This is a genomic window from Crocosphaera sp. (genome assembly GCF_030064895.1).
Classification (GTDB): domain Bacteria; phylum Cyanobacteriota; class Cyanobacteriia; order Cyanobacteriales; family Microcystaceae; genus Crocosphaera.
Genome location: NZ_JASJEB010000129.1, coordinates 1 through 11,713 on the forward strand (window position 1 = coordinate 1; position 11,713 = coordinate 11,713).

Annotated in this window: 11 protein-coding genes; 5 read left to right on the forward strand and 6 right to left on the reverse strand. The window is 37.6% G+C overall.

Features of this window, described 5'->3' with window-relative positions:
• Positions 1-653: 653 nt before the first annotated feature.
• Both QNJ66_RS23700 and QNJ66_RS23705 read left to right on the forward strand, forming a co-directional pair.
• Entirely contained in the window at positions 654-779 is a 126-nt protein-coding gene (locus tag QNJ66_RS23700) for a hypothetical protein (protein WP_300511117.1), read from the forward strand.
• Positions 780-933: 154 nt separating this feature from the next.
• A complete protein-coding gene (locus QNJ66_RS23705; RefSeq protein ID WP_300511118.1) occupies positions 934-2,394 on the forward strand; it encodes a DASH family cryptochrome in 1,461 nt (486 codons plus the stop codon).
• Positions 2,395-2,437: 43 nt separating this feature from the next.
• Here QNJ66_RS23705 and QNJ66_RS23710 read toward each other — a convergent pair whose 3' ends face one another.
• From QNJ66_RS23710 to QNJ66_RS23735, 6 genes are all read right to left on the reverse strand, one after another.
• Entirely contained in the window at positions 2,438-3,421 is a 984-nt protein-coding gene (locus tag QNJ66_RS23710) for a sirohydrochlorin chelatase (RefSeq protein ID WP_300511119.1), read from the reverse strand.
• Between the two features lie 243 nt (positions 3,422-3,664).
• Positions 3,665-4,778 (reverse strand): peptide chain release factor 2 gene (gene prfB, locus QNJ66_RS23715; RefSeq protein WP_300511120.1). Its coding sequence is split into 2 segments (ribosomal slippage): positions 3,665-4,705 and positions 4,707-4,778, totalling 1,113 coding nucleotides; the frame shifts between segments, so codons are not numbered across the junction.
• A gap of 6 nt (positions 4,779-4,784) precedes the next feature.
• A complete protein-coding gene (locus QNJ66_RS23720) occupies positions 4,785-5,984 on the reverse strand; it encodes a polysaccharide biosynthesis/export family protein (RefSeq protein ID WP_300511121.1) in 1,200 nt (399 codons plus the stop codon).
• Positions 5,985-6,267: 283 nt separating this feature from the next.
• Positions 6,268-7,176, reverse strand: coding sequence for an FTR1 family protein (locus QNJ66_RS23725; protein ID WP_300511123.1), 909 nt, complete (start codon positions 7,174-7,176; stop codon positions 6,268-6,270).
• Between the two features lie 98 nt (positions 7,177-7,274).
• The gene (locus QNJ66_RS23730) at positions 7,275-7,709 is read right to left on the reverse strand and encodes a ferritin-like domain-containing protein (RefSeq protein ID WP_300511124.1); all 435 of its coding nucleotides are present in this window, start codon (positions 7,707-7,709) and stop codon (positions 7,275-7,277) included.
• Positions 7,710-7,915: 206 nt separating this feature from the next.
• Entirely contained in the window at positions 7,916-8,110 is a 195-nt protein-coding gene (locus QNJ66_RS23735) for a hypothetical protein (protein ID WP_300511125.1), read from the reverse strand.
• 334 nt (positions 8,111-8,444) lie between these two features.
• On the opposite strand from QNJ66_RS23735, the gene tyrS reads away from it, so the two are divergent.
• From tyrS to QNJ66_RS23750, 3 genes are all read left to right on the forward strand, one after another.
• Positions 8,445-9,668, forward strand: coding sequence for a tyrosine--tRNA ligase (tyrS, locus tag QNJ66_RS23740; protein WP_300511126.1), 1,224 nt, complete (start codon positions 8,445-8,447; stop codon positions 9,666-9,668).
• A gap of 178 nt (positions 9,669-9,846) precedes the next feature.
• Complete coding sequence (locus tag QNJ66_RS23745) at positions 9,847-10,620, forward strand: PspA/IM30 family protein (RefSeq protein WP_300511127.1); 774 nt, start codon at positions 9,847-9,849, stop codon at positions 10,618-10,620.
• A gap of 63 nt (positions 10,621-10,683) precedes the next feature.
• Positions 10,684-11,061 carry a thioredoxin family protein gene (locus QNJ66_RS23750; RefSeq protein ID WP_300511128.1) on the forward strand — a complete coding sequence of 126 codons (378 nt, stop codon included), beginning with the start codon at positions 10,684-10,686 and terminating at the stop codon, positions 11,059-11,061.
• The last annotated feature ends 652 nt before the right edge of the window (positions 11,062-11,713 follow it).

Below are 11,713 nucleotides of genomic sequence, written 5' to 3' on the forward strand. Positions count from 1 at the left end.
TGGCTAATCTCAAGAATTGCCACTATTTTTTCTATATGGATTCCCTTCGGTCAATTTATTTACTGGTCGCCATTCATCCCCAACTTTTTGAGAAGATGGGGATGAATGGCGACATCAGGATAAATTTACCCAAATCTTAACAATAATAAAAGAAATTCCCTTTTTAGCGTAAAAAGCAATCATAAGATAATAAGATAATTGGAGATTTAAAATTGCAGTATAACCGCTTAGAATTCTTTTTGTATTCTGAGCGGTTTTGCTTTTTGAAGAAAATCATTTCGCGCATTTCCCATCTAAAATCTTTGATTTAGCCTGCATTATTCATGAAGAAAAAACAAAAAAAGAAAAATAAGAGATTGGCATCAAAAGCGATTTTTTATTAAACTCACATCTTGCACCTTCGATAAAATTAGCTAGTTTAGGGGGGGAACAGGTAACAGGTAACAGGTAACGGGCAACAGAATTCATTTTGACTGTAACTGTTTGAGAATTGATTTTATTTCTTTCGTTTAAAAGCTATTACTGAAATGAGCAAAGAAGTTACCAAACATTGAACATTGAACATTTTGGTTTCAAGCCTCTCCCTTTAGGGAGAAAGAAGTTTGGGAAAGGTTTCAAACCTACTTCCAAACGAATGATAAATGATAAATGAAATGACAGATTCTGAAGATATAGAAACTGTAGAAATATTAAGCGAAGATGCTAATAACCTTGTAAAAAAAGCAACCGATGCTCCCAAAATTTCAAAGGTAAAAACCTGTCTAAAAAGACTAGAATAAACAGCTATAAGTCTAGGGAAAATTGCTGCACCTATTTTAACTATAGCTAAAGCAATTAGTGGACTTTTGTAATCAGTAATCAGTAATCAGCGATCGCTAATCAGACGAAAAATGTTATCATAGTTAACAAATCTTAATAATCCACTCATAAACTATGTCTAACAAAAGAATTTTAATCTGGTATCGTAACGATTTAAGGATTCATGATCATGAACCATTGTATCAAGCGATTAAACAAGGTGCGTTAGTTATTCCTTTTTATTGTTTCGATATTAGACAATTTAAAACCACTTCTTTTGGTTTCCCTAAAACGGGTAATTTTAGAGGTCAATTTTTATTAGAAAGTGTTGCTAATCTAAGAAATTCTTTGCAAGAATTAGGTAGTAATTTAGTTATCAAAAAAGGTTGTCCTGAAACAATAATTCCTGAGTTAATCAAACAATTAAAAATTGATTCAGTTTATTTTCATGAAGAAATAACTTCAGAAGAAATAACCGTACAAAAGGCAGTAGAAAAAGCTTTAAAAACGGTCAAAGTTACATTTAAAGGATTTTGGGGTGCTACTTTATATCATTGGGATGACTTACCATTTGCAGTTAATCAGTTACCCGAAGTTTTTACCAGTTTTAGAAAAAAAGTTGAAAAAAATTCTACTGTAAACCCTACATTAATTAGTCCCATAAAATTGCGATCACTTCCTGAGATTGAAGTAGGAAATGTTCCTAGTTTAGAAGAGTTAGGACTAGAAGCAATTAATTATGATTCTAGGGGAGTATTAAGATTTAAAGGAGGAGAAACCGAAGGAATTAAACGATTACAAGACTATTTTTGGGAAAAAGATTGTCTCAAAGATTATAAAGAAACCAGGAATGGAATGTTAGGAGCAGATTATTCTTCTAAATTTTCTCCTTGGTTAGCAAATGGTTGTTTATCACCACGTTATATTTACGAAGAGGTGCAGAAATATGAACAAAAAATAGTTAAAAATAATTCAACCTATTGGCTAATTTTTGAACTATTATGGCGTGATTATTTTCGCTTTATTAGTGCAAAACATGGTAACAAAATATTTTATAAATCTGGTTTACAAGGGGTAGATATTCATTGGAAAGAAGATTCAGAAAGATTTAAACTGTGGCAAGAAGGTAGAACAGGTTATCCTTTAGTTGATGCTAATATGAGGGAATTAGCTGCTACAGGTTTTATGTCCAATAGAGGTAGACAAAATGTTGCCAGTTTTCTCACTAAAAACTTAGGAATTAACTGGATAATGGGGGCAGAATGGTTTGAATCTTTATTAATAGATTATGATGTTTGTAGTAACTATGGAAACTGGAATTATACCGCCGGAGTCGGTAATGATGCGAGAGGGTTTCGCTATTTTAATATTCCTAAACAATCAAAAGATTATGACCCTAAAGGAGATTATATAAGACATTGGTTACCAGAATTAAAAATGATTCCAGGGCAAAAAATTCACGAACCCTGGAAACTTTCACAAGAAGAACAAAAACGCTATAATGTCAGAATAGGTGTTAACTATCCTCGTCCCGTTGTAGACTTTTTCAAATCAGTCAAAGCCAATGAAAAAATATACAATGCTTCTATGAAATAGTAATCAGTAAAATAGACTTCTGACTTCTGACTTCTGACTTCATTCAGGGTGTTTTCCAGATGCGTTGATGATAATCTTCAACTTTCGCATAAGGATCGATCGCAGTATGATGGTGATGGGAATGATCATGAGAATGATGGTGATGGGAGTGATTGTGATCATCGATCGCAGCTAGACGGAACTTACACATTTCACAGTTCATTTGTACCTGACCTGTTTGTATTTCTAACTCTCGTTCCCTAACCACTTGTAAAAGTTGGGGATGCACACCCATTTCTTGTAAACAAGTTATATCAATATGAGGATAAACCGCTTTTTGTTCTTCTGTGACGTGAAAAATCTTTTTAACTAACGCCCCTGTAAACAAGAAATAGGGTAAAACAATAATACGCTTGGGTTGATATAAACTTGCCCGTTTAAAACCTTCTTCAAGACGGGGATGAGTGATACCAATAAAACAGGTTTCTACCGTCTGATAACCGCTACCTTCCCATAACAGTCGGGCTAACTTGCAAACGTCCCCATTGGCATCGGGATCACTAGAACCCCTACCAACGAACAATAATACAGTCTCAGACCGTTTAATTCCCTTGGGGTTAACTTCAGGGCGATCAAGGGCTTCCAACCGTTCTCGCCACAATTTTAACAGGTTGGGGGTAATTCCGAAATGTCGACCATAATGGAATTTTAACTCAGGATAAAGTTGTCGAGTGCGATCGAGTTCGTTCGTGACATCAAACTTATTATGACGCGCAGCGAATAAAAGAATGGGTAAAGCAGAAATATCTGTGTAACCTTGAGACACACAATATTCGACTCCTTGTTGGATGTAGGGTTCTGTCAGTTCTAAAAAACAGGGAATAACTGGACGAGAAGTATCTAATGCTTGATAAGCAGCTACAAAGTCTAAAAAAGTCTGTTTTCCGTCTTCATCTTTGGTTCCATGACCAATCATAAGCAGGGGACGAGGTAAAGGTAAAGGGGGAAAATGGAGGGAGTTATGCTTATCTAGCTTCACGGTGGACATTATATAGTTTCAAACTCCTGTAATGATAATCCATGCCCTGTCATGGTAGCGAACTTTTATAGAGTTGGTAAATGGGGGGTGGGGGGAGTGTGGGTGACGGGGAGACTGGGTGACGGGGAGACTGGGTGAAGGGGAGACTGGGTGACGGGGAGTGTGGGTGACGGGGTGACGGGGAGTGTGGGAAGTGTTTAACAAAGTAGGGGTCAATGGCCGTTGACCCCTACTCCGAACTCCGAACTGAGACTACCCTTTAGGGGCAGTATCAAAACGTAAATAAGCTTCGACAAACTCATCTAAACTACCATCCATAACCCCATTAACATCTGTGGTTTCTACATTAGTTCGTAAATCTTTCACCATTTGATAAGGATGAAAAACATAATTACGAATTTGGTTACCCCAAGCTGCTTCTACCATATCCCCACGAATTTCAGCAATTTCTTTTGCCCGTTGTTCTTCGGCAATAATTAACAATTTTGCCTTCAATAATGCTAGGGCTTTTTCTTTATTTTGTAGTTGGGAACGTTCTTGAGTACAACGAACCGCAATACCAGTAGGAAGATGGACTACACGCACTGCTGTTTCCACTTTATTCACATTTTGTCCACCTTTTCCTCCAGAACGAGAGGTACTAATTTCTAAGTCTTTATCGGGAATATCCACCTTAAGGTCATTCTCTTCTAAGGCCGGCATGATTTCTATTCCAGCGAAACTGGTTTGACGTTTGCCATTAGCATTAAACGGAGAAATTCTTACCAGTCGATGGGTTCCTTTTTCCCCTTTTAAATAACCAAAAGCATAACGGCCTTCTATTTCTAAAGTAGCTGATTTAATCCCTGCTTCATCCCCTTCTGAAAGTTCAGTTAAATGGACTTTATATCCCTGTTGTTCTCCCCAACGGGTGTACATTCTCAGCAACATTTGCGCCCAGTCTTGAGCATCCGTTCCCCCTGCACCCGAATTAATAGTTAATACCGCCCCTTTTGTATCATAAATACCTGATAATAACTGTTGTAATTCCCAGCGATCGAGATTATGATTCAGTTCAATGATGTTATCTTGGGCCTCTTGACGTAAAGTCGCATCGTCTTCCAATTGCAATAATTCAGCGATCGCTTTGGTATCGTCTAATTGATGACACCATTGTTGATACTGTTCTAGTTGGGATTTAAGATCATTTAACTCTTGCAGGGTGGTTTGCGCTGTTTCTGGTTCATCCCAAAACTGCGGTTGTGCTGACGTATTTTCGAGGTCTTTAATAGCTGCTTTGAGTGCCGGCAAGTCAAAGATAGTCCTGGGTTTGCCCCAGGCGCGAACCAATTAATTCAATTTCTCGTTTTAGTTCTGTTGTTTCCATGGACTGTTAATTATCGAATCTATCGCCAAAGTTGGTGATAAAGTTGGTGAAGCCAAACACATCTCTAATAGGTTGAGTAATTACTCGGAAAGCTGCTAATACTTTACCTAATAATGTCCGACTAACAACAATAACATCTTCATTTTGTAGGGTAACATATTGAGTCACATCCAAATTTTCTACTGTTTGAATAGGATTTAATCCCTGTGTTACTACTCTACCCTGTTCAGGATCAAATCTCAGTAAACTGACTTCTTCTTTGGTCAGTAGAGGAATGGTAGGGGGTAAGGAAGCTACTGCATCTAAAAAGGTACTACCATTAGGCAATGACAAGTTACGAATCGCTAAACCACTGGGGTTAATCGGTACCAGAACTCGCACAGTAATGGTTGGTTGTGCCAGATTAGTTTGAGCAATTAGATTGCGATCATAATCTTTTTGTGTGGGATCTAACCTAGAAACAATCACCGTATCTCCACCCTGTAAACGCAGTTCCGGTAAGCGAGTCCCTTCGATTAAAGGAGTATATAAATCAACCCTTTCTTCGAGTACTGTCCCATCCACCAGTGGACGACGAATAATAATAGAGCGTAAGTCAGCTTGGGGAGTACTGCCTCCAACGCCTGTGATCACGTTATTTAGGGTAACTCCTGCTCCAAAAAAGTAATAACCCGGACGAGTGATTTCCCCTAAAATAGTTAACTGTACCGGACGAGGTTGTGAGAGAACCGCAATGATTTCTGGGGGGTCTTGTAAAAAGCGTTGTCCTAGTTCATAAGCAACTTTTGTTTGCACTTCATCGAGGGTTAATCCCACAATGGAGATTTCCCCTAAAAAGGGAACACGAATATTCCCCTCTGGATCGATAGCTCCAGCAAAACTAAATTCAGGAAAGTTAACAACCGTAACGCCAATGGAATCTCCAATAGCTAAACGATAGAGATTAAACTGTTCAGAAGTTCTGACATCAAACAAACGTGGTCGGGTTGTTTCTGGGAGAATATCCTCGTCTCGGAAGGTACTCGGAGGTTCCCCAGTCTCTTCTAAGGTATTAAACTCTTGTTGGTTGACTCCTTGAGCAAAACTAGCTGGTATTGCTAAGTTTTGAATGATAGTCCAGCCAAGAAGTCCTTGAGAACAACCGTAAAAAATTGAAGCCAACCAAGATAACTTCAATGGAATTTTTCGCACTTGTTTAGATACCATTGTTTTTCTCACACCACACACTATTCAAATCAGTGTAAGATTTTTTTCGTTAAAAGACCACTAACCAATTGACACTCCCGCAATGATGCAACGCCCTCATGGGGGTGTTTACCTCGACATTTTTTTATCTAACCCTATGTTAAACCGTTTGTTAAGGGTGGGGTCTTATACCAAATCGGCTTATTATCGTAGAGTAATATTCTTTCTCCCCCTACTTCCAGGAGCCTCCCCTGCTTCCTCTGCTCATCAAGGTGATTGTCTACTATCTAAAGCGGATTTAGTATTATTTGGGAGGGGTGGGAATATCTAAACTTCTGAAATATAAAGTTCCCACAGTGAACAAAAATAAGAGATAAAGAACAATTTGTCCTAAATATAAAGTTTGTCTATAACCAAATAGAGATTTGAGAATAATTCCTGGAAAGGTTTTATCGGGTAAAATGTCTGAACCATCCCAAACCAATGAACCCAGAATACAAGAGTCACCAGAAAAGAAACACAATTGAGAAAAACTCGGCTCAACTTGCCCTAACAAAATCACTGCTAGATTAAGATGTTTGAGGACTCCTAAGACTAATCCCCCGACAACTAATAAGAGGAAAATTCCCATTATTTTGAAGAAAAGACGAATGTTAATTTTGACCCCCAACTGAAAGAGCAGAAATCCTAAAATAGCTGCGGTTGTTAAGCCTAACACAGCACCAATACTGGGAATTTTCCAACTGTTTTCAAATTTGGCAACGATAAACAATACTGTTTCAAATCCTTCTCTTAAAACTGCAATGAAAACTAATAAGAAAACACCTTTTCCTGCTCCATTATTTCCTTTTAAAGCTGCGGCAATTCCTTGTTCAACGTCTCCTTTTAAATTTTTCCCTTGTTGGGTCATCCAAATAAGCATCCAACTTAACATGGCAACAGCTATGATCCCAAATAAAGTGGCTAAGCATTCTTTAATTATGGGAGTATAAGGACTTTGGTAGCTAGTTACTCCTTGGAGGATTCCTGCCAATAATAATCCGACCAAAACACTGGCGACAATTCCTCCACCAATACCCTGATATACCCAACGATTTAGTTGATTTTGTCCAACTTTATTCAAACAAGCTAAGACTATACCCACTACTAAAGATGCTTCAAATCCTTCTCTTAAGGTAACAACATAAGTGGGCAATGCAGCACTTAAATCCATGATTTCTAATGGTTTATTGATTATATAATTTTTCTGGAGTATTTCCTATAGTGACCCAGATACTATATCCGGGTCACTTTTAAATTACTGGATTTTGACTAAACATAATCCCGTAACATTTTCTTTAATTCTATGTTATGGACTTCTTCTTGCCCAATCATTCCCCGTGCAAACTCTTCGATATAGATACTGGCATTTTCTACCACTTCTAAGAGGTCTTTATACAAGTCTAAGGCTTTTTTTTCGTGGTTGAGACTTTCGACTAAAATATTGTGTAAACTATGCTCATTAGTCTCTTCCATAGGAGCAATATTTAAACTAGGATGACCTTCTAATCCTGTTAGAATCTCTCCCACTTGTTGAGCGTGAAGCAAAGATTCTGTAGCCTGTTGTTGAAAAAATTGTACAATGGGAAGACGATGTGGGCCTGTGACCATTAAAGAATAATGAGTGTAGCGAACGACACCAGCTAATTCATATTCCATGATGGTGTTAAGAAGCTGATTGGTTTTGTCTCGATCAAGTTCTCTCATATTTTACCTGCTAAGAAGAAGAATTTAGCTTGCAGTTATAACAGCTTGAGTCTCACTTTTTTGAGGATAAGTTAATTATTTATCCTGAGACTCTAACTCCAGATTATCTTATCTCTCGTTCTTCTCTTGTAAAATAAAGCTTAAATTTTTTAGTTCATGTCATTAACACTTATTTTAGTTATATTATCAGTCAAAAAATATCTAGATTATAGGGTAACTTGATTTGAGTTGGAAGGGAGAGTTTGTGGGGAACGGTTTTGAGAAGAGTGAACCATAATGAAGCCAACAAAAACAATAATACCAAAAAAAATCCAGAGCAACTGATTATTATTTCTTCGTTGTTTTCTTCTCACTTTTCTAATTCTTCTTTGTCCTTCTTGGTATTCTCTTTCGGTCGTCATGATTGTTCTGAGGAATAACAATAGTTAAAAACAGTTCTATCCTAACAGAAATAAAATGAAATGGGGAAAATCATAGAAAAATTTTTATCTTTCATTTAGGGATCTTACAGAGTAAGCTGTTCAGCATCTAAATTACTATACTAGACTGACGGGGAGACTGGGCAAAAGGGAGACGGGGAGAGGGTTTGCTAATTTGTTGCTTAACTTTGTAATATGTGGTTTAAATGCACAAAAGCTTAGTGTCAGAACTCCTACGGAGAAACCTACAAAAAGAGGTTAAAATCTGTTAAAATGGGGGACGTATTATGAATAAATAGATCCTTCTTGGTTTGTCATGTCCTCAGTAATTACTTCCGACTCTTTTAATTGGTTATATCGAGGAACCAGCGAAATCTTCCCCAGTCAACCTAACTCTAATAACCCCGAAGAAAACCTAGAAAAATTGATAGAAAAATCCCCTCGTCCTTTGAGGATTAAATTAGGAATTGATCCCACTGGAACAGATATTCATCTAGGTCATAGTATCCCCTTTCGTAAGTTAAGAGCGTTTCAAGATGCAGGTCATACAGCAGTAGTAATTATAGGGGATTTTACCGCACAAATTGGTGATCCTACTGGTAAATCAGAAGTTCGTAAACAATTGACTTCTGAAGCAGTCAAAAACAACGCAAAAAGTTATTTAGATCAATTGCGACCTATTCTCGATTTTGATACTCCTGGCAGGTTAGAAATTCGCTATAATTCTGAGTGGTTAAGTGAGCTAAATTTAGCCAAAATCCAAGAACTTTTAGCCACCATGACCGTCGGACAAATGTTAGCAAAAGAAGGGTTTGCGGAACGTTATAAACAAGAAAATCCTATTTTTCTCCATGAATTTCTCTACCCCTTAATGCAGGGATATGACTCGGTGATGATCGACGCAGATGTAGAATTAGGAGGGACGGATCAAAAGTTTAATATTGCCGTGGGAAGAGACTTACAAAGACACTTTGGCAAGAAACCTCAATTTGGATTATTATTACCCATTTTACTGGGGACAGATGGCAGCCAAAAAATGTCAAAATCTCTCAATAATTACGTGGGATTAAAAGAAGATGAGTTATCAATGTATTCTAAACTAGAAAAAACTCCCGATGCTATTATTAAGGACTATTTTGAACTATTAACTAATTTATCTCTAGAAAAATTACCCGAAAATCCTCGCGAATCTCAAAAATTATTAGCCATAAAAATTGTCTCACAATTTCACGGTCAACAAGCAGCTTTAACCGCACAAAAAACAGCAGAAGATTTAGTTAAAAATAAAGGCACTGGTATAACGGATGCAGTTCCTGAATACCACTTATCCAATGTAGAATTTCCGGCCAAATTATTCTACATTTTAAGTGCTAGTGGACTCTGCGGAAGTAGTGGAGAAGGTAGAAGACAAATACAAGGAGGTGCAGTGCGTTTGGATGGAGAAAAAATCACCGATGTTAATCTAACCTTTGAGAAAATACAACAACTCTCAGGTAAAGTTTTACAAGTAGGAAAAAAGAAGTTTATTAAATTAGTTTAGGTTGAAAATATATAAGTCCCAACTCCGAACTTCTAACTCTGAACTCAAGTTTCCCTAGTCGAGTCTTGTGTTTGATACACTAGAATACGAGAACGTCTAACTTGACGAGTATAACAACGTCATTTTAACTTGAAACCTTAAACTCAACCTTGTACACACCAAGAGGATAAACAGTATTATGGGATTATTTGACCGCCTAGGCCGAGTTGTTAGAGCCAACCTCAACGATCTCGTTAGCAAAGCAGAAGATCCAGAAAAAATCTTAGAACAAACCATTGAGGATATGGGGAGGGATTTGATCGAGTTAAAACAAGCTTTCGGTCAAACCCTGGGGTCTCAGAAAAGAACAGAAGGGCAATACAAAGAAGCACTCAAACAATCCAATACTTGGGAACAACGGGCAAAATTAGCCTTATCTAAAGGTGAAGAAACTCTTGCTAGAGACGCTTTAGTGCGGAAAAAATCTTATACAGATACCGCCACCACCCTCAAAGAACAACTAGATCAGCAAAATGGTCAAATTGAAACCATGCGCCGCAATTTAACAGCCCTCGAAAGCAAAATTGCTGAAGCCAAGACCAAGAAAGATATGCTTATTTCTCGGGCTAAGGCCGCTAAGGCTAACGAAGCTCTACAATCAACCATGAGTGGGCTTAATACCAGTGGTTCTATGGCCGCTTTTGAACGTATGGAAAATAAAGTTTTAGATATGGAGGCCCGTTCCCAAGCTGTGGGTGAAATAGGGGGATCAAGTCTAGAAAATCAGTTTGCTGAACTCGAAGCCGGAAGCGGTGTGGAAGATGAACTGGCTATGCTGAAAGCTCAAATGACCGGATCTGCTGAACCTAAAGCTTCTCTCCCAGAAGGAAAAACTGAAGATAAATCGACTCCTAAAGATAGCGCAGTTGATGCAGAATTAGAAGATTTACGCCGTCAACTGGATAATCTTTAAAAGTCAAGAAAACTTGTAAGCTAATAACTGGTAACAGAATTATTGATCCCTGATAACTAAATTATGAGTAGTGTTCTCGAAATTACAGATTCTCAATTTGATACAGAAGTATCTAAAAGCGAAACTCCTGTATTAGTCTATTTCTGGGCCTCTTGGTGTGGTCCTTGTCGTTTGGTTTCTCCTTCTATCAAAAAGATTGCTGATAGCTACGGCGATCGTCTTAAAGTCCTTAAATTAGAGGTTGATCCCAACCCCAATGCACGCACTAAATGCAAAGTGGAAGGAGTTCCCGCTTTACGTCTATATCAGGATAAGGAACTATTAGCCGGACAGGAAGAGGAGATCACCAAACAACAATTGGAAGAGATGCTTATAGCCCAACACGAAGGGGCGATCACCAGACAACAATTGGAAGAGATGCTTAACCAACATCTTGATTAGTGGTTAGGGTTGGAGAGTTCGCTCTCTCCTCTCCCTTAATGCTCTTGTTTGGCTGAGAATATGTCAGTTTTACTAACATCTTAAAGCTTCGCTCAAACTAGCTAATTTAGAGAGGTAATAGGTAACAGACAACAGGAAACAGGTTTTATTTTCACTGCAACTAATTGAAAATCTCTTTTAATTGTTTTCCTTTTTGGTTTTTATTTACTGGTGTAAAATGTCATTTTTATATCAAATTAAGCATAAAAATCAACAGAAAATAATAACAGCATTTGAAGAAAAGTATATTTATTGTTGTGTAATAGAGTATGGAAAATAGGAGCATAAAGCACAGAATTAAGTCATCTTTTTAAATATAATTTGTCGGTTTTAAATTCAACTTTCGGTTAGTTTGTGTCAGCACATTATGTGTTATTAAAACTAACACTAAGTATATGTAAAGTTTTCTAACGACATTAAAAATTTTTGAATTTAATTTCCTTAACCTAATGTCGGGCAGAATTCCCTTATCCTCTACAGGTTAGGGATGAATGCCCGACCAACAAATAAACGACGAAGTATCCACGCCAGTTGCTCCACTTGGGGAGACCCCAAGACCGCACTGGCTCCACTTTCTATTATCTTGTGTTATACTTTTATCATAAACTTATTT